Source organism: Sorangium sp. So ce124, from assembly GCF_051525235.1.
In the GTDB taxonomy this organism is placed as follows: Bacteria; Myxococcota_A; Polyangia; order Polyangiales; family Polyangiaceae; genus Sorangium; species Sorangium atrum.
The window spans coordinates 4,216,345-4,234,433 of sequence record NZ_CP150312.1; the positions used below are offsets into that span (position 1 = coordinate 4,216,345).

Consider the following 18,089-nt stretch of genomic DNA (forward strand, 5'->3'; position numbering starts at 1 on the left):
GCGGTTCAGCGAGAAGACGGCAGATGTCCGCTCATCTCGGCTGCGAGCATATAAGCAGCATAGTTCATGCTCAGATCGGGGGCCCCTTGTTGATGACCGGTGAATCGATTCATCTGCTCTGACAGCGATCCTCCGGGATTGATGTGGTGATGCACTCGACCCAGGAACGCATCCCCTTTGCGCCGGAGCGCAAGGACGACCTCGTCGAAGCGCGGGTCGCCGAGGAGGAGCTCCTCGCCTGGGCGGAAGCGCGCGTCTCCCAGCGGCAGCCTCTGGAAGAACGGCAGGCTCGTGGAGGTGAGGACGGCCCTCTCCAGCCTCAGGTAGCGTTCGGCCAGCTTGTAGTAATACGCCGCGAAGGCGATCGTGAGACTTGGCCACGGGTTGCCGAGCGAATCCACGCGATATCCATCGTAGCGGTCTTCCGGGTAGCGGCCGATGGCAGTCCCCTCGATGCGCCTCGATGGATCGTTGATCGGGTACATGGCCTCGAAGGTACGCTCCAGCGCCGCGGCCGTCGCGAGCACCTGCTCCTGGTCCACTGGATAAACAGAGCCCCCTTCGAGGTGGAGATCTTCTTCCGTGGCATATCCGCCCAACGTCGCGACGACGACCGAGCTGTCCAGGCCGCTCCGAGGGCTCGGCTGTCCGTCCTGCTCACGGGTCGCGACGAGGTGATTGCGCCCGGGATCCCAGTGCAAGAGCAATTCATCGCCCAGCGCTCGCGACTGCTCGAGATACCAGCGGGCCGCGCCAGCATCCTCGAGCTTCATCGCGAGCGCGGCCCCCTCGATGAGCGCCGTCCGCTCCAGGAGCCGCGTGAAGAAATGGTGTCCCCACACCTCTTCCCAGAGATCGAAGCAGGGCTCGCGCCAGTGGTGCGAGATGTACTCCAGGTCCGTCTTGATCACCGAGTCGGTCGGCAGCTTCGCGTCGTAGAGCTTTTCACGCACCAGCTCCCGCTTGCCCTCGCTCAGAAGGACGAAGGCCAGACGGGTGAGCTCGATGGCTCGAATGGCAGGTCCGTCGTGCTGCGGACGTCCCCATGGCCCCGAGTAGGGCTCTCCGTCTATCGTGAACTTCGGCTCACCCAGCCCTGCAGGGCTGTGCAGGGCAGTCCGCTGGATGTGCCTGGAAAAATCCGCGAAGTCCATCAGCAGGTTGAAATACCGTTGCCGGGCCGCGGGCTGCGTCGCCGACTGGTACAGGGAGAGGATGGCCTTCACCGCGATGCCGGAGTCCCGAACCCAGTGGAAATAGTAGTTCGGGTTCGATCGAGATGGGGAAGCCACGATCGCTCCTGGGATGGATCCCGGACGCGATACATTCTTCAACAAGAGCTCCTTGGCGCGCTCCGTGTCCTGCTGGAGCCATTTTCGCAGGTCCTGTGCTTTCACGTCGATCTCCTGGAGCTGCAAGCGGGTTAAAACCGCATGAAAAGCGCAGGACTTCGGACCGCCAAGCGCACCGAGTACGCCAAGACGAGTACGCCAAGAACGGAGAGCTATCTTGGCGTCCTTGGTGTCTCGGCGGTTCATTTCTCGCTCGGTCAACGGGATCGGTGTCCTATCCACCTCGCACGGAGGCGATCTCGCTGCGCCCGGCCTCGAACCGGTCGATCCACCATGATCCGAAGGGTGATCCGGGAGGAGCCATCGTTCCCGAGCATTGCAAGAGCTGGGCTTGGCCGGCGGCGTCCTGGGGTCCGCGGCGCGCCGTCGTGAGGGCGTCTCAGACGTCGAGGCGACGGTCACGGCTGCGCCGTGAGGGATCTCCGTGATCGCGAGGTCGTGCAGGGTCGCGGCCTCGACCAGGGTTCGCGCCGTGCTCTGCCTCACCCCACCCGCACCTCGCGCCGCGGAGGCACCCTGGTCGCCGTCAGCCCAGCTCGTTCCGCCGCACGCGATCGAGGAACCGCGCCGTCGGCGACGCGGTCCGCGTGAACGAGGGGCCCTTCGCGAACTTCACGGGCACGGTCGAATCGGTGGATCCGGACAAGCTCAACCTCAAGGTCACGATCTCGATCTTCGGTCGACCGACGGCCATCGCTCTGGACTACGCCGCGGTCGGGAAGCTCGAGGAGCGGGCCGCAGCGTGAGCGTCCGAGTGCAGGGCGGATCGATGGCGATCCGGCATGTGAGGGAGCAGTCGCCGGGCATCGGAGCGGCGAACGCTCGGCGGCTGGCCGGCGGGTGGACGAGGAGCGGGCCGCCCGCGGAGGTCGACCATGGCGATCATGGGCATCGATCCGGGAACTTCGAATTCGGCCGCAGCGGCGCTTCGAGGCGGCCGCCGCAGCAACGGGAGACGGATCACCGCTCCCCGAGGATCCCGCGAAAGACGTCCACATAGCTGACGATGCCGAGCAACGCACCTTCTCCGTCGACGACCGGGACCGCGCCGATCTTGTTGTCGACCATGAGCTCCATGAGCTCGGTCACGTCCGCGTCCGGACCGACGCTCACGACATTGCTGCTCATCATCATCATGGACACCGGCACGCGGGCCTTCTGTAGCGCTGCGTCGACCGCCGCGGTGTCCTCCGCACAGGGCAGCTGGAGCCCGCGCAGATCGCGATCGCTGAGCATCCCGACCAGCTCACCCAGCTCGTCGACGACCGGAAGGTGCCGAAAATCCGTCGTCTGGAGCACGTCCACCGCCTCGCCGATGGGGTCGTCGACCCGCACTGTCCGGGGGGTCTCGGTCATGAGCCTGGCGGCGCGGATCCTGGGCAACGGCATCTCGCTCCACGCTCGGTGCAACTCGCGGACCCGTGGATCCTTCGATGAGCCGCGCCGCCCGCATGAGCCACCTGGTCTCTCCCTTGCAGCTCGGATGGGGCGATCACCCATGATGCAAGGCGCGGCGAGGAAGCGGCCCCAGGGCACGTCGACTGCAGATGGTGTCACCATCTCTCTCTGCGGTGACGTGATGACCGGCCGCGGGATCGATCAGATCCTGCCGTGCCCCGGCGATCCGGTGCTGTACGAGCTGGCCGTGGAGGACGCGAGGGGGTACGTCGAGCTCGCCGAGCGCGCGAGCGGCCCCATTCCCCGGCCCGTCGATTTCTCGTACGTCTGGGGGGCCGCGCTCGAAGCGTGGAGCCGGCGGGCGCCCGCCGTCCGGCTGGTCAACCTCGAGACGGCGATCACGACCAGCGATGAGCCGTGTCTCAAGGGTATCAATTACCGGATGCACCCAGGGAACGTCTCGTGCCTCACTGCGGCGCAGATCGACTGCTGCGCGCTGGCCAACAACCACGTCCTCGACTGGGGAGTTGCCGGGCTGATCGACACGATCGCCGCGCTCCGGTCGGTGAACGTGACGACGGCCGGCGCGGGCCGCAATCTCGATGAGGCGGCGGCGCCGGCGCTCATCGAGATCGAGGGCGAGGGGAGGGTCCTCATCTTCTCGCTGGGCTCGGAGACGAGCGGCGTCCCGCGGCGCTGGGGCGCCTCGGTGGACCGCCCGGGCATTCACCTGGTTGATGAGTCGTCTCCCGCGGAGGTCGGTCGCGTGCTGGGCGCGGTGCGGGCCGCCAGGCGGGAGGGCGACATCGTCGTGGCCTCGATCCACTGGGGCCCCAACTGGGGGTACGAGGTCCCGGAGGAGCAGGTCACGCTCGCCCACGCCCTCGTCGACGTCGCCGGCGTCGACGTGGTTCACGGGCACTCCTCGCATCATCCGAAGGCGATCGAGGTCCACGCGGGGCGGCTGATCCTCTACGGCTGCGGCGACTTCGTGAACGACTATGAGGGCATCAGCGGACACGAGGCCTATCGAGGCGATCTGGCCATGATGTACCTTGCGACGCTGCGCGCGGGGACCGGGGAGCTCGTCGGTCTGGAGCTGGTGCCGCTGCGGATGAGCAAGTTTCGCCTCCACCGCGCCGCGCAAGAGGACGCGCTCTGGCTGAGGGACGTGCTGAGCCGAGAGGGCGCGCGGTTCGGGACGCGCGTCGAGCTCGGGGAGGAAGGCAGCCTGCTGCTGCGCTGGAGCTGATTCCGCGAGCATCGCGCCGCTGCCCTCGTGCAGCTACGCGGTCGCATCGAGCGCCTGGGGCGCCAGGTAGCGGACAAACCAGGCGCTGGCCGCGCGCGCGACCTCTTCCAGCGTCCCTGGCTCCTCGAACAGGTGCGTCGCTCCCTCCACGATCGCGAGCTGTCGCGGTCCGCGCAGGAGCTGGAGCGCCTGCCGGTTCAACGCGAGCACCTCGGTGTCCGCGCTCCCGACGATGAGCAGCGTGGGCGCGCGGACCTGCTCGAGGTACGCGCCGGCGAGATCGGGGCGCCCGCCCCGCGACACCACGGCGTCCGCGAGATCCGGACGCCTCGCCGCGGCGATCAGCGCGGCCGCGGCGCCGGTGCTCGCGCCGAAGTAGCCGATCCGGAGCGCGCTCGTCTCGGGTTGCTCGCGCGTGGCCAGGGCCGCGCTCACGACCCGCCCCGCGAGGAGCTCGACGTCGAACCGGAGGTGGCCAGTCCGCTCATCCACCGCCTCTTCCTCGCCGGTGAGGAGGTCGAAGAGCAACGTGGCCAGCCCGGCGCTCTGGAGCACCTCGGCGACGTACCGGTTGCGCGGGCTATGCCGGCTGCTGCCGCTCCCGTGAGCGAACAGCACGATGCCTGTCGCCCCGGCGGGGATCGTCAGGCTCCCCTGAAGGCGCGCGCCCTCGTCGAGCTCGAGCTCGATGGGGAGCTCATCTGCCGGCTCCGGCGGGCCCGCCTGCCCCTCTTCGCCTTCCGCGCCCGCGCCGCCGATGCGCGCCCGCTCGAGCAACTCCACGACATCCTCGTCCGTGGTCTGGCGGAAGTCCTGGTAATAGGCGCCTATCGCGAACAGCTGCGGATCCGCGTCGAGGCAGACCACCTCATCGACCTCGGGGCGCAGCGATTCGAGCGTCGTCGCCGACGCGACCGGGACCGCGAGGACGAGGCGCCTCGGCCCGCGCCGCCGGACGGCCCGGAGCGCGACGCGCACGGTCCCGCCGGTCGCGATGCCGTCGTCGACGACGACGACGGTGCGGCCCTCGACGTCGACCGGCGGCCGGCCGCGCCGAAAGCGCCGCACGCGGTCCTCGACCTCGGCGGCCTTGCGGTCCACGATCTCCGCGACCTCCTCCTGGGGGACGTCGATCTCCGCGAGCACCTCCTCATTGAGGTACACCTCTCCCCCCTCCGAGATGGCGCCCAGACCCAGCTCTTCGTACCCCGGAACGCCGAGCTTGCGCACCACCCAGACGTCGAGCGGCGCCTTGAGCGCCCGGGCGACCTCGTAGGCGACCGGGACGCCGCCGCGCGGGAGCCCGAGGACGACGGGCGCCTCGTCGCGGTAGCGCCTCAGCGCGAAGGCCAGGCGGCGCCCTGCATCAACGCGATCTCGAAACAACATGAACCCCCCTGCGCCGGTCGCGTGCTGACCGTGACCTCCTCGCCCCTGTGGATACACCCGGCACTCAGATCCTCCTCTGCGCTTCCCGCCGCTGCTGCCTCGTCACCAGCGCGCTCAGCTCGGAGAGCTCGTCCGACAGGAACTCGATGAGATCGTCGAAGGCGATGATCCCCTGGAGCACCCCCTCGTCGTTCACCACCGGCACGCGGCGGATGCCCTCGGCGCGCATCCTACCGAGGACGTCCAGGAGGTCCTCCTGCTCTCGCGCTGTGACCAGCGGCTCGGTCGCGACATCCGCCACCTGGAGAGACTCCAGGTAGGGACTCGCGTTCGCCACCACGCCGACCACGATGTCGCGATCGGTGATGATGCCGGCAGGCACGGTCCTCCCGGCGGGCTCGTCGACGATGACCAGGCTGCCGACGTGATGCGCCCGCATGCGGCGGGCGGCCTCGATCACGGTCTCGGTCTTGCCGATGGTGACGACGCGCCGATTGCAGAGCTCTCCCGCAGTGGTCACGGCATTCCTCCCAACGAGCGCTCCATGGAGCCGGCGTCGGCTCCGGGAAGCCCATACCCAAGGGTCATGGAGGCCGGTGCGCTCCTCGTGCACAAGACCCGCCTGAGCGGCGAGGACGTCAGCGTCCACGCCATCACGGGCGAGGTCCGGGGACGGTCGCCCCTCCTCGTCGACGATATGATCAGCACCGGCGGGACGATCGAGGCCGCCGTGAACGCCTTGCTCGCGGCCGGCTGCGCCCCGGACATCGCCGTTCTCGCGACGCACGCCCTCTTCGTCGGCCCGGCGATGGCCCGGCTCTCCGCGCTCCCGGTGCGCCGCTTCCTCGTGACCGACAGCGTCGCTGCCGCCACGGGCGCGGCGATCCCCGTCGAGCTCGTCCACCTGGATGGGCTCCTGGCCGAGGCGATCCGGCTCCTCCACGATGGCCGGTCGCTGGAGGCGCTGCTCGCGCGCGGCGAGGCCGCAGGCCCTCCGCGCTGAGCCGGCGCGCGAGCAGGAGGACTCATGAGCGGTGCCAACGACGGGAAGCGCCCGCGCCGGTACGATCGTTGCCCGAGCCGAGCCCTGTCGCGGAGGTGTGCTGGATGGAGGCGCCCGTGCCGAGAAGGAGGCTGCGTCGTTCGAAGGGGCCCTCATGAGCTCGCTCGGGATCCCTCCTGCCGAGGCGCTCGCCGTGCTGCGGGCGATGCTGCTCATCCGCCGCTTCGAGGAGCGGTGCGCCGAGCTGTACACGCTCCAGAAGATCCGCGGCTTCCTCCACCTGGTCATCGGTGAAGAGGCGGTCGTGGTCGGGGCGATGCGGGCGCTCGAGGACGACGACGCCGTGGTCGCCGCCTACCGCGAGCACGGCCATGCGCTGCAGCGCGGGGTCTCGCCCGCCGCGGCGATGGCCGAGATGTACGGGAAGGCGACGGGCTGCGCCCTCGGGCGCGGCGGGTCGATGCACCTGTTCTGCGCGGAGCGGCGCTTCTACGGCGGCTACGCCATCGTGGCCGGCGGCCTGCCCATCGCGGTGGGGCTCGCGCTCGCCGACAAGCTCGCCGGCCGGCGGCGGGTCACGGCGGCGTTCTTCGGCGACGGCGCGACCGACGAGGGGGAGTTCCACGAGTCGCTGAACCTCGCCGCGCTCTGGAGCCTGCCGGTGCTCTTCCTCTGCGAGAACAACCAGTACGCGATGGGGACGGCGCTCGCGCGCCACGCCGCCAACCCGCGGCTCATCGACCTCCCCGCGGCCCACCACGTGCCGGCCGAGCAGGTCGACGGCATGGATGTGCTCGCGGTGGAGCAGGCCACGCGGCGAGCGGCCATGGCCGTGAGGGAGGCTGCCGGCCCCCGCTTCCTCGAGCTGCTGACGTACCGGTTCCGCGCGCACTCGATGTACGACGCCGAGAGATACCGGGACAAAAGCGAGGTGGCCGCCTGGCGGGAGCGCGACCCCATCGACCTGTTCGTCGCGCGGCTGCGCGCCGACGGCCTGCTCGACGACGGCGCGCTCGCCCGCCTCCTGGGCGAGGTCGCGGCCGAGGTCGAGGCGGCCGTGAAGGCCGCGGAGGAGGCGCCGCTCGAGCCGGTGGAGGACCTGACCCGCTTCGTCTACGCCCGGGAGGTGGCGTGATCGCGCCCGGGAAGTGCGGCGAGGAGAACGTGGATATCGTGGGCGCATGGACGCGAATGCGCAGCGGCTCTCGGGCCTACCCCTCGCGGAGCTGCTCGAGCGGCTCGGGACCTCAGCGGGCGGGCTGACGAGCGAGGAGGCGCGGCAGCGGCTCGGGCGGTTCGGCCCCAACGAGCCCGCGGCCACCACGAGGCGAGAGGCGGCCGTCGTCCAGGTGTTGCGCCGCTTCGCGAACCCGCTCGTGAGCATCCTCCTGCTCGCCAGCGTGGTGTCGGCGCTCCTCGGCAACCTGACGAACGCGGCGGTCGTCGTGGTCATCGTGGCGCTGAGCGTCGCGGTCGAGTCGGTGCAGACGCGGCGGTCCCACCGCGCGGCCGAGCGGCTCCGCGCCCAGGTCGCGCCCACCGCGACGACGCTGCGAGACGGGGTGTTCCGCGAGCTCCCGCGGCGCGAGCTCGTGCCGGGCGACGTCCTGCGGCTCGCCGCGGGCGATCTGGTCCCCGCCGATGCGCGCCTGCTCACGGCCAAGGATCTGCACGTGCACCAGGCCGCGCTCACCGGCGAGCCGCTGCCCGCCGAGAAGAGCCCCGACCCTGGGCCCTCGACCGCGACGAGCCCGGGCGAGATGACCCAGGCGGTGTTCCTCGGGTCCTCGGTGGTGAGCGGCACCGCGACCGCGGTCGTGTTCGCGACCGGCGCCGACACCGCGTTCGGCGGCATCGCCCGCACCCTCGCGACCCGCCCTCCGCAGACCGAGTTCGAGCGGGGGATGGCGCATTTCGGGGCGTTCATCCTCAAGCTCGTGCTCTTCCTCGTGCTCCTCGTCATCGCGTTCACCGCCGCGCTCCGGCGCGATCCGCTCGAGTCGCTCCTCTTCGCGGTGGCCCTGGCCGTGGGGCTCACCCCGGAGTTCCTGCCGATGATCACCACCGTCACGCTCGCGCAGGGCGCGGTGCGGCTCGCGCGCGAGAAGGTGATCGTCACCAACCTGTCGGCGATCCAGAACTTCGGCAGCATCGACGTGCTCTGCAGCGACAAGACGGGGACGCTCACCACGGGCGAGATGGAGCTCGAGGCCCACGTGGACCCGCTCGGCGAGCCGTCGGAGAGGCCCTTCCTCCTCGCCTACCTGAACAGCTACTTCGAGAGCGGCGTGGACAACCCCGTCGACGCGGCCGTGCTCCGCAGATCCGCGGTGAACCCGCTCGACGCGGCCGTGCTGCGCCACGAGCACCCCGACATCGACGGCTTCCACAAGCTCGACGAGCTGCCGTTCGACTTCGAGCGGCGCCGCGTGAGCGTGGTCGCCGAGCGCCAGGGCGAGCGGCTGCTCGTGACCAAGGGCGCGCCCGAGAGCGTCCTCGCGATCGCGACCTCGTACGAGGCCGGCGGCGAGGTGCGGCCGCTCGACGACGGCGCCCGCGCGCGGTGCGAGGCGGCGTTCCATGCGCTCGGCCAGCAGGGCTACCGGGTGCTCGCGGTCGCCTACCGCGGCGTGCCGGCCAGGCCGGCGTACGGGCGCGACGACGAGGTCGATCTCACGCTCGCGGGGCTGCTCGCGTTCGTCGATCCGCCGCTCCCCGACGCCGCCGGGATCGTGGGCGCGCTCCGTGAGGAAGGGGTCGACGTGAAGATCCTGACGGGCGACAGCGAGCTCGTCGCCGGGCACGTCTGCCGGCAGGTCGGCCTCGATCCCGGCGAGATCGTCCTCGGCGGCGCGATCGATCGCCTCGACGACCCGGCGCTCTCCCACCTCGCCGAGCGCACCCGCGTGTTCGCGCGCGTCTCGCCGGCGCAGAAGAACCGCGTCCTCCGCGCGCTCAAGGCCCGCGGCCACGTGGTCGGCTACGTCGGCGACGGCATCAACGACGCGCCGTCGCTGCACACCGCCGACGTCGGGATCTCCGTCGCCGGCGCCGTCGACGTGGCCAGGGACGCCGCGGAGATCGTGCTGCTCGACCGCAGGCTCGACGTGCTGCGCTCGGGCATCCTCGAGGGGCGGAAGGCCTTTGGCAACGTGATGAAGTACCTGCTCATGGGGACGAGCTCGAACTTCGGCAACATGTTCAGCATGGCCGGGGCCTCGGTGCTCCTCCCGTTCTTGCCGATGCTGCCCCCGCAGATCCTCCTGAACAACTTCCTCTACGATCTCGCGCAGATCACGATCCCGACGGACAACGTCGACGCGAGCTTCGTCCGGAAGCCGCGGCGGTGGGACATCGCCTTGATCCGCCGCTTCATGATGGTGATCGGGCCGATCAGCTCCATGTACGATTTCCTCACCTTCTACGTGTTGCTCCGCGTGTTCCGCGCGCCGGCCCCGCTCTTCCGCACCGGCTGGTTCGTCGAGTCGCTGGCCACGCAGACGCTGGTGATCTTCGTGATCCGCACGATGGGCAGCTCCTTCAAGAGCTCTCCGAGCCGCGCGCTCGCGGCGACCACGCTCGGCGTCGTGGCCGTGGCCCTCGCGCTGCCGTACAGCCCCTTCGCCGGGCTGCTCGGCTTCGTGCCGCTGCCGCCCGGCTTCTTCCTGTTCCTCGCGGGCGCGACGCTGACCTACCTCGCCATCGTCGAGGCGATCAAACGCGCGCTGATGCGGCGCATCTTCGCGTGAGTGAGCTCAGGGCAGCTACACGAGCTGCTACGCCGCCGGGCGATGTGAGGAAGGGCGGGCCGAGCCCGGCCGGCGCGGAGGGCGCGTTCGATCAGCTGGTGCGCACGAGGGGTAGCGCGTCGACGTACGCCTCCAGGCTCTTGCGATAGGGGTCCTCGAGCTCGTCCCGATGCGTCCGCAGGTCGTCTACGCAGCGCGTGAGAAATTCCCGGGCAGTCGCCACCACCTGGAGGTCAAGGCCGAAACGCGCGAGGAATTTCTCGACCCGAGTGAAATGCTCCCAGCCAATCCGGAGCGGATCGCGCTCTTTCACGAGCGGCAGCGCGAGCTGATCGGTGGGGAGATACTGGCGCACGAATACCAGATCATAGGCGGGGGCGAGCCGCGCGCCGCGTCGGTCGGGATAGACGAGCGACCAGTTCTTGAGGTGCATGTCGGTGTTGCCCGACACGATGGTGAATACCACGCGCCGCACGAACTCGAGCAGATCGTCGTGTCCGCAGAGATCACCGATGAAGCGGGCCAGCGCCTCGTAGCTCGCTCCCCCGTACTTCTGCTCGGGGAGGATGCCGCGCACCTGGGCGAAGTCCTCCTGATGGATCCGGAGGTCGTCGCCGGTGCGGTCGTAGCGTTCGATCGCGAAAACGTACCTGTCGAGGGCAGCAAACCTGGGGTCCAGTCCCTGGATGGATGCGACATCGATGAGCTCGTTGCGCGGGACGGCGAGCCCGCACCGGGCAGCCCATTGCATCGTCCAGTGCTCGTTCTCAGGAAGCCCAGGGTAGGTGGGCGATCCGAACTTGAGGATCCAGCGGCCCCCTCGGCCGCGAAAGGGCAGCGTGAAGCGATTGCTTGGATCGCGGACCGCCGAGAATTTGAGCTGCACCCCCGCCAGCGAGAAGCGCAAGCCTCCCGGTCCGATGGAAGAAGGGGCGACGGGCGGCTCGTCAAAGGTCCGGTCGCCTTCGGTCGCCTTGGCCGACTCGGCTCCGGCGGGCCGTACTACGACGGCTCCCGGGAGGTCCTCGCCCACCACAGCCAGGGTGGAGGCCTCGTCGTCCGCCAGGCGCTGCGACGCCACGATGGCCTGCAGGGCTCCCTCCGGCAGCAGGTTTGCGAAGAACGTGGGGAGCCTGCCGGGGCGCGCGGCCTGGCGGAAGACGCGGTGGTCGCGGCGGTCCTCGAATTGCTGTCCAAGGACCGGGCGGTTTGCTTCCGCCATGTAGGCTTCCTCGAGGACGAGCGAGATGATCCGGGTCGATGGTTCGCGAACCAGCGTACCCACGCGTTGGCCATGGAGCAGGACGTCGAGCATCAGGCGTCCCCGTCCGAGAAATACGCGTCGAGCGGCGGGCGGTCGCGGTCGGCCGCCCCGATCCCCGCTTGTTCCCTGAGGAACGCGCGCAGGTGCAGGAGCAAGCTGCCGGCGCGACGCCGCTGAAATTCTGCGACGTCCCCGGCGAGGAGTGCCCTGAACCCAGCTGGGTCGATCGCGTGCGTCGACAGGAGCTCGTCGGACGGATCGATTTCATGCAGGGCCCTTTGATCCATGGGGGCGTGCATCAGGAAGAGGGCGCTCGTCTTCTCCTGGCCGGGCGCGGGCTCGGCGACCTGCCACGGGAACTCTGGATTGCTGATCAGCGACGGGATCGAGATCTCGGCACCTCGGTCGTCGCCGCTCAGCACCCGCGGCCCGAGCGCGAACATCGCGAGCAACTCAATGTTGACCCGAGCGGTCCCGCGCCGGAAAGGCGCCAGCGACTCGGGGAGACTGTCCTCCGCCACCGCCGGAAGCAGCTTGAGGAGGGCTTGCACCGAGGCGTGCTCGTCCGCGACGATGGCTCTCCATCTGGGCCGGTCGGCCTTGTTGTCGGTGCGATGGTGCCCGGTGAGGGTGCCGCGCCAGAACCAGCGCCGGAGGAGATCACGATTGCGAGCATGAAGGGTCGGGTGTTCCGCAAAGAGCCGCGCCAAGAGCGGCAGGGGCCCTCCGTAGGGTAGGAGGTTTACGTGGGGCACGCCCGCATCGTTCGCGAGGAACTCGATCGCAGCGGCGAGGCTCTTCAAGACCCGGTCGAACAGCGCCGGAACTTGCGCCTCGGGAACGTCCCTCTCGAGAGAGCCCCCCGGTTCGCCGCCGGCGACGGCCAGGGCCGCGCGCTCCACCTGGCGTGCGTCGATGGGCCCGAACCCCATCTGTGCGAGGTCGTCGCGCACGCGGTCGATGGGGCCCCTCGCGCCGAGCACGCTCGCGTGCAAGGCCTGGAAGACCTCGTAGCTCTCGAGGGCCCTGCCGCGCCGATTGATGCGGGCGAAGATCTGCTTGAGCAACGCGTCGTTGCGTCCATCGTACGGAACGAGGTACGCAGGGACCGTATATTCGCGGATTCGCCGCGATATCTCGTCGGCGCGGTCCGAGATCCGATCCGACATCGCCCGTTCGCGTAGCCATTTGTTGAGGGTCGACGAGCTCGATAGCGTGTGCACGGGCACCCAGTGCGGCGGAGGAGCGCGGCGCCGGGTGCCGATCTCGAAGCGCTCCGCTTCGAGGTCGAAATAGATGGCGCGGTAGGCACCCGAGTGATCCTCGAGGAGCGCCGTCGCCAGGGTGCTCAGGCGCTGTTGCCCGTCGACGACCCAAAGCGCGTCGGGGGCAGGGGGCACATCGATCGAATATCCGCCGAGGGTGACCCGGTCGGACGGTGCCTCGCCGCGAGCGAGCAGGAGCGTGCCAATCGGATAGCCCGCCTGAAGGCTGTCGAAGAGCAGCCGGCGATCTTCGTCGCTCCACCGAAATCCACGCTGGAACCGCGGAATCCTCATGCGTCCGGTGCGGATCGCGTCGAGAAGCTTGGCCACGCTGAACGTCTTCGTTTCGAGCTCGATCGCGCCCGTGGCGTGGGAGGCTTCAGTCATCGGGGCGAGCATACCAGCCGCCTCGTGCGGGTGCAGGTGGGACGCGCGTACACGCCAGCCATCGATACTGGTAGCGGCTGCACCAGCTCGTGGGAAGCGCACGCGGCGTGGCACGCCCGTGCGCAGGTGCCCAACTCGACGGCGGCCGACGTCCGGCCGCCCCCCACCAGGAGATCACGACGCACCTCGCCGCTGAGCTCGCAGCGCCGAGCGGGCCAGCCCCGAGCGCCTCGGCGCCGGTACGCTCGTTGCTCGGCCGCGTCTCTCGGAGCCTGAATGTGATGAGGGGAGGCACCCGGCCAGACCAGGAACGCGCGCAGCACGGCAGGGCCCGCCTCGCCGGTCGAGGCCCTGACCCCCTTGCTCTCTGCGCCCGGGAGGACCCGTGACGTGAAGCGGACGGCGACCTACCGCGAGGCGGTCCGCTCCGGGCTGCGCGAGGCGCTCCGGCGCGAGCCGCGGGCCTTCCTGATGGGCGAGGACGTGGGCCGCTACGGCGGCGCCTACGCGTGCAGCGCCGGCCTGCTCGAGGAGTTCGGGCCGGAGCGGGTCCGCGACACGCCGCTCGCCGAGTCGACCTTCGTCGGCGCCGGCATCGGCGCCGCCCTCGGCGGGGCGCGCCCGATCGTCGAGGTGATGACGGTCAACTTCAGCCTGCTCGCGCTCGACCAGATCGTGAACAACGCGGCGACGCTCCGGCACATGTCCGGCGGCCAGTTCTCGATCCCGCTCGTCGTGCGCATGGCCACGGGGGGCGGCCGCCAGCTCGCCGCGCAGCACTCGCACAGCCTCGAGAACTGGTACGCGCACGTGCCCGGGCTCAAGGCCCTCGCGCCCGCGACGGTGCAGGACGCGCGCGACATGCTGCTCGCCGGGCTCGACGATCCAGACCCGGTGGTCGTCTTCGAGCACCAGTACCTCTACCCCATGGAGGGCGACCTCGACGACGAGGCGCCCCCGGCTGCTCCCTTCCGCGCGGAGGTGCGGCGCGCGGGCCGCGACGTGAGCCTGATCGCGCACGGCGGCTCGGTCCCGAAGGCGCTCGCCGCGGCCGAGCAGCTCGCGGGCCGCGGCGTCGAGGCCGAGGTGGTGGACCTCCGGTGCCTGCGGCCCCTCGACGAGGAGGCGATCCTCGCGACCGTACGGCGGACGCACCGCGCCGTGCTCGTCGACGAGGGGTGGCGGAGCGGGAGCCTCGCCGCCGAGGTGAGCGCGCGGATCATGGAGGGCGCGTTCTACGAGCTCGACGCGCCCGTCGCGCGGGTGTGCAGCGCCGAGGTGCCGATCCCCTACGCGCGCCACCTCGAGGATGCGGCGCTGCCGCAGGTCCCGCGCATCGTCTCCGCCGTGGAGAGGACGGTGCGGCGCGATGGCTGAGTTCCTGATGCCCTCGCTCGGCGCGGACATGGAGGCCGGGACGCTTGTGAAGTGGCGCCGCGCGGTGGGGGACCGCGTCGCGCGCGACGACGTGATCGCCGAGGTCGAGACGGAGAAGGGGCTCGTGGAGGTCGAGGTGTTCACGAGCGGCGTCATCGACCGGCTCCTCGTGGATCCTGGGCAAAAGGTGCCCGTCGGCACGCCGATGGCCGTGATCCTCGAGGGGCGTGAGGCAGCGGCCGGCGCGCCCCCACCCGCCGCGCCTGCCGCGCCCGCCATGCCCGCGCCGCCGGTTCCTCCCCCTGTGGCCGTCGCGGCGCCGCAGGAGGCCGCCGCGGCGCCGCAGGAGGCCGCCGCGGCGCCGCCCGCGGCCCTCGCGCAGGGGGCGCGCGTGTCTCCCCGCGCGAGGCGGCGGGCGCAGGAGCTCGGGGTCGACCTCACGCGGGTCCAGGGGACAGGACCGGACGGCGCCGTCGAGGCCGCGGATGTCGAGCGGGCGGCGGCGGCCGGCACGAAGGACGCGGCGGCCGATGCCATGACGAAGGAAGCGTCGGCCCGCATGCGCCGGGCGATCGCGGCGGCGATGGCCCGATCGAAGCGCGAGGCGCCGCACTTCTACCTCGGCACGACCATCGACCTCCGCACGGCGATGTCCTGGATCGAGCGGGAGAACGCGGAGCGCAACGTGGCCGGGCGGCTCCTGCCGGGCGCGCTCCTCCTCAAGGCGGCGGCGCTCGCCCTGCGCGACGTCCCCGAGCTGAACGCCCGCTGGGAGGGGGACGAGGCCCCGCCCGCCCCGAGGATCCACCTCGGCGTGGCGGTGTCGCTCCGGGGCGGCGGGCTCGTGGCGCCGGCGCTGCACGACGCGGACCGGCTGCCGCTCGCCGAGCTGATGGCCGCCTTGAAGGACCTGGTCCTGCGCGCCCGGGCCGGGGCGCTCCGGAGCTCCGAGATGAGCGACCCCACGATCACCGTCACGAGCCTCGGGGAGCGCGGCGTGGAGACGGTGTTTCCCGTCATCTTCCCGCCGCAGGTGGCCATCGTCGGGTTCGGCAAGATCGCCGAGCGGCCGTGGGTCGTCGACGGCCGCGTGGTGCCGCGGCCGCTCGTGAACGCGACGCTCGCCGCGGACCACCGGGTGACGGACGGCCACCGCGCGGCCGCCTACCTCGCCTCGCTCGACGCGCTCCTGCAACGACCGGAGGGACTTTGACCGATGAACAAGGACGAGATCGAGGCCGTCGTGCGCCGGGAGCTCCTGCGCATCGCGCCGGAGGCGGACATCGGGGCGCTCGGCGTGGACCGTGACTTCCGCGAGGAGCTCGACATCGATTCGATGGATTTCCTTCGCTTCGTGACGGCCCTCGACGGCGAGCTCGGCGTGAGCGTACCCGAGTCGGATTACCGGCGGATCGCGACGGTTCGCGGGTGCGCCGACTACCTGGCGAAGACGCTCGCGCAGCGCGCGGCGTAGCGTCAGCCGCGCCCGCGGTCACCGCGCCGGAGCTGGCGCGCGACGTACCGCCACGCGCTCGCGCAGCCGAGCGAGAGCCCGAGCAGACCGAGGCCGGCCCGGAGCATGACGCCTGTCCGCAAGCGCGCGTCGAGCCAGCTCCCCACGAAGAGCCCGAGCAGGGCCGGCAGCACGACGAGCCACCCGAGGCCGACCAGGGACAGCGCGAGCCCCAGCGGTCGCCCCCGCTCCCACGCCCAGCGCCTGCGCCGCTCGCCGAACCGGACGACGCCCTCGTGCAAGGGATCGCGCTCCCTCGGCGCGCGCCCCGGTCCCTCGCTTCCCGGGGAGGTCACCGCGGCTCCAGCCGAGGGACCCCATGGCGCGGCCCTGTGATCCGCAGGTGGTCGGCCACCCTGCACAGCAGCGCTCCCTCCAGCCGGCGCAGGCCGCGGGCGGCCTCCTCCTCGGCGGCGGCCGCGCGGCGATAGCGGACGAGCACGTCGCGCTCGAGCTGGTCCAGGTCGTCGCTCGCGACGGCCTCGCGGGTGAGGACCTCGACCGCCCGCCGCTCGCGGACGGTCAGCACACCGCCGCGCACCGCCACGAAGCGCTCGCGCCCCGCGTCGTCCCGGTACACGAGCACCGAGACGACGAGCACCGTGAGCAGGTCCGCGTGCCCCGGGAGGATCCCGAAGGAGCCCGTCGGGTCCTCGGCGCGGACGTGGCGGACCGGATCCACCTCCGCGATCAGCGCCGCCGGCGTCACGATGGTGAGCCTCACGATCCCTTCACCCGCGCGCGCGCCTCGTCGAGCGTGCCCACCATGTACAGCGCGGCCTCCGGCCAGTCGTCGCACTCTCCGGCGAGGATCGCGTCGCAGCCCCGGATGCACTCGGCGACCTCGACCGTCGCGCCCGCGCGCCCCGTGAACGCCTGGGTCACGACGAACGGCTGCGTGAGGAACCGCTGGAGCCGCCGCGCCCGCGCGACCGTGCGCCGGTCCTCCGGCGAGAGCTCCTCGATCCCGAGCATCGCGATGATGTCGGCGAGCTCCCGGTACTCCGCCAGCGTGCGGCGGACCTGCGCGCTGGTCCGGTAATGGCCCGCGCCGACGACGAGCGGATCCATCAAGATCGAGCTCGAGGTCAGGGGGTCGATCGCCGGATAGATCCCCTCGCTCGACAGCTTGCGCGAGAGCACGATCGCCGCGTCGAGGTGCGTGAGGATCTGCGCGACCGCCGGATCGGTCATGTCGTCGGCGGGGACGTACACGGCCTGGATCGACGTCATGGATGCGCGCGCGGTGGAGGCGATCCGCTCCTCGATCTCGGCGATCTCGGTGGCGAGCGTGGGCTGGTAGCCCACGCGGGAGGGCAGGCGCCCGAGGAGGCCGGAGACCTCGCTGCCGGCCTGGACGAAGCGGAAGATGTTGTCGATGAGCAGCAGCACGTCCTGCCCGCGCTCGTCGCGGAAGAACTCGGCGTGCGCGAGCGCCGTCATCCCGACGCGGAAGCGCGCGCCCGGCGGCTCGTTCATCTGGCCGAAGACCAGCACCGTCCGGTCGAGCACCCCCGAGGAGCGCATCTCGAGCCAGAGCTCGTTCCCCTCGCGCGATCGCTCGCCGATCCCCGCGAACACCGCGATGCCGCGCTGCTTCGAGATCGTGCTCCGGATGAGCTCCATCAAGAGCACCGTCTTGCCGACCCCGGCCCCGCCGAAGAGCCCTGCCTTGCCCCCGCGCGCGAGCGGCGCGAGCAGATCGATCACCTTGATGCCCGTGGGGTAGACCTCGCGCGCCCGCACCTCGGCCTCGAGCGGCGGCGCCGGGCGGGAGATCGGGCGGCGCGGGGTGTCCGGCGGGAAGGCGCCGCGCCGATCGAGCGGGTCACCGAGGACGTCGACCAGCCGGCCCAGCGCGGCCTCTCCCACGGGCACCGTGATCGGCGCCCCGTCGGCCGCGACGCGCGCCCCGCGCTGCAGGCCTCCGGTGAACCCGAGGGCCACCGTCCGCACGTGCTCGGGATCGAGCTGCTGCTGCACCTCGAGCACGAGGCGGCTGCCGCCGACCTCGAGCGCCAGCGCCTCGCCCGTGCGCGGGAGCGCCCCGGCGGGGAACGCGACGTCGACCACCGATCCCCGCACCCTGCGCACGGCGCCCTCGGCCCGCCCCGCGCCGGCTCCGCCGCCGCCCGCCATC

The 18,089-nt window shown here is 71.1% G+C and carries 15 protein-coding genes and 2 pseudogenes; 8 read left to right on the top strand and 9 right to left on the bottom strand.

Going from position 1 to position 18,089, the window contains the following annotated elements:
• Positions 1 to 5 precede the first annotated feature (5 nt).
• Positions 6 to 1,538 carry a glycoside hydrolase family 15 protein gene (locus tag WMF19_RS15955; protein WP_437899888.1) on the bottom strand — a complete coding sequence of 511 codons (1,533 nt, stop codon included), beginning with the start codon at positions 1,536 to 1,538 and terminating at the stop codon, positions 6 to 8.
• Between the two features lie 395 nt (positions 1,539 to 1,933).
• Between WMF19_RS15955 and WMF19_RS15960 the strand changes: the two are divergent.
• Positions 1,934 to 2,098 (top strand): annotated as a pseudogene (locus tag WMF19_RS15960) (KOW motif-containing protein); the annotation flags it as partial.
• Positions 2,099 to 2,312: 214 nt separating this feature from the next.
• On the opposite strand, the gene WMF19_RS15965 reads toward WMF19_RS15960, so the two are convergent.
• Positions 2,313 to 2,741, bottom strand: coding sequence for a CBS domain-containing protein (locus tag WMF19_RS15965; RefSeq protein WP_437899889.1), 429 nt, complete (start codon positions 2,739 to 2,741; stop codon positions 2,313 to 2,315).
• Between the two features lie 109 nt (positions 2,742 to 2,850).
• Here WMF19_RS15965 and WMF19_RS15970 point away from each other — a divergent pair, with 109 nt between their 5' ends.
• Positions 2,851 to 4,002 carry a CapA family protein gene (locus WMF19_RS15970; RefSeq protein WP_437899890.1) on the top strand — a complete coding sequence of 384 codons (1,152 nt, stop codon included), beginning with the start codon at positions 2,851 to 2,853 and terminating at the stop codon, positions 4,000 to 4,002.
• A 33-nt stretch (positions 4,003 to 4,035) separates the two neighbouring features.
• Here WMF19_RS15970 and WMF19_RS15975 read toward each other — a convergent pair whose 3' ends face one another.
• Both WMF19_RS15975 and WMF19_RS15980 read right to left on the bottom strand, forming a co-directional pair.
• Positions 4,036 to 5,391 carry a phosphoribosyltransferase family protein gene (locus WMF19_RS15975; protein WP_437899891.1) on the bottom strand — a complete coding sequence of 452 codons (1,356 nt, stop codon included), beginning with the start codon at positions 5,389 to 5,391 and terminating at the stop codon, positions 4,036 to 4,038.
• A gap of 64 nt (positions 5,392 to 5,455) precedes the next feature.
• Positions 5,456 to 5,911 carry a CBS domain-containing protein gene (locus tag WMF19_RS15980; RefSeq protein WP_437899892.1) on the bottom strand — a complete coding sequence of 152 codons (456 nt, stop codon included), beginning with the start codon at positions 5,909 to 5,911 and terminating at the stop codon, positions 5,456 to 5,458.
• A 66-nt stretch (positions 5,912 to 5,977) separates the two neighbouring features.
• Between WMF19_RS15980 and WMF19_RS15985 the strand changes: the two genes are divergently transcribed.
• The 3 genes from WMF19_RS15985 (at position 5,978) to mgtA (ending at position 10,143) form a co-directional block, all read left to right on the top strand.
• Complete coding sequence (locus WMF19_RS15985; protein ID WP_437899893.1) at positions 5,978 to 6,394, top strand: phosphoribosyltransferase family protein; 417 nt, start codon at positions 5,978 to 5,980, stop codon at positions 6,392 to 6,394.
• Positions 6,395 to 6,548: 154 nt separating this feature from the next.
• Positions 6,549 to 7,529, top strand: a complete 981-nt coding sequence (gene pdhA / locus WMF19_RS15990) for a pyruvate dehydrogenase (acetyl-transferring) E1 component subunit alpha (RefSeq protein ID WP_437899894.1) — start codon at positions 6,549 to 6,551, stop codon at positions 7,527 to 7,529.
• Between the two features lie 46 nt (positions 7,530 to 7,575).
• Positions 7,576 to 10,143, top strand: a complete 2,568-nt coding sequence (gene mgtA, locus WMF19_RS15995) for a magnesium-translocating P-type ATPase (protein ID WP_437899895.1) — start codon at positions 7,576 to 7,578, stop codon at positions 10,141 to 10,143.
• 91 nt (positions 10,144 to 10,234) lie between these two features.
• On the opposite strand, the gene WMF19_RS16000 is transcribed toward mgtA, so the two are convergent.
• Positions 10,235 to 11,458: a type II toxin-antitoxin system HipA family toxin gene (locus WMF19_RS16000; protein ID WP_437899896.1), complete on the bottom strand. Its 1,224-nt coding sequence runs from the start codon at positions 11,456 to 11,458 to the stop codon at positions 10,235 to 10,237.
• The gene (locus WMF19_RS16005) at positions 11,458 to 13,059 is read right to left on the bottom strand and encodes a DUF262 domain-containing protein (RefSeq protein ID WP_437899897.1); all 1,602 of its coding nucleotides are present in this window, start codon (positions 13,057 to 13,059) and stop codon (positions 11,458 to 11,460) included. Before WMF19_RS16005 ends, WMF19_RS16000 begins: the two co-directional genes overlap by 1 nt.
• A gap of 390 nt (positions 13,060 to 13,449) precedes the next feature.
• Between WMF19_RS16005 and WMF19_RS16010 the strand changes: the two genes are divergently transcribed.
• The 3 genes from WMF19_RS16010 to WMF19_RS16020 are packed head-to-tail and all read left to right on the top strand — an operon-like array spanning position 13,450 to position 15,910.
• Positions 13,450 to 14,436, top strand: coding sequence for an alpha-ketoacid dehydrogenase subunit beta (locus WMF19_RS16010; RefSeq protein ID WP_437899898.1), 987 nt, complete (start codon positions 13,450 to 13,452; stop codon positions 14,434 to 14,436).
• Positions 14,429 to 15,649, top strand: coding sequence for a dihydrolipoamide acetyltransferase family protein (locus WMF19_RS16015; protein WP_437899899.1), 1,221 nt, complete (start codon positions 14,429 to 14,431; stop codon positions 15,647 to 15,649). The genes WMF19_RS16010 and WMF19_RS16015 overlap by 8 nt, the downstream gene beginning before the upstream one ends.
• A gap of 3 nt (positions 15,650 to 15,652) precedes the next feature.
• Positions 15,653 to 15,910 carry an acyl carrier protein gene (locus tag WMF19_RS16020; RefSeq protein ID WP_437899900.1) on the top strand — a complete coding sequence of 86 codons (258 nt, stop codon included), beginning with the start codon at positions 15,653 to 15,655 and terminating at the stop codon, positions 15,908 to 15,910.
• A 2-nt stretch (positions 15,911 to 15,912) separates the two neighbouring features.
• Here WMF19_RS16020 and WMF19_RS16025 read toward each other — a convergent pair whose 3' ends face one another.
• The 3 genes and pseudogenes from WMF19_RS16025 to atpD all read right to left on the bottom strand — a co-directional run.
• Complete coding sequence (locus tag WMF19_RS16025) at positions 15,913 to 16,245, bottom strand: AtpZ/AtpI family protein (protein ID WP_437901636.1); 333 nt, start codon at positions 16,243 to 16,245, stop codon at positions 15,913 to 15,915.
• Positions 16,242 to 16,673 carry a F0F1 ATP synthase subunit epsilon gene (locus WMF19_RS16030; protein WP_437901637.1) on the bottom strand — a complete coding sequence of 144 codons (432 nt, stop codon included), beginning with the start codon at positions 16,671 to 16,673 and terminating at the stop codon, positions 16,242 to 16,244. Before WMF19_RS16030 ends, WMF19_RS16025 begins: the two co-directional genes overlap by 4 nt.
• Positions 16,564 to 18,088 (bottom strand): annotated as a pseudogene (gene atpD, locus WMF19_RS16035) (F0F1 ATP synthase subunit beta); the annotation flags it as partial. The gene WMF19_RS16030 and the pseudogene atpD, both read right to left, overlap by 110 nt.
• Between the last annotated feature and the right edge of the window lies 1 nt (position 18,089).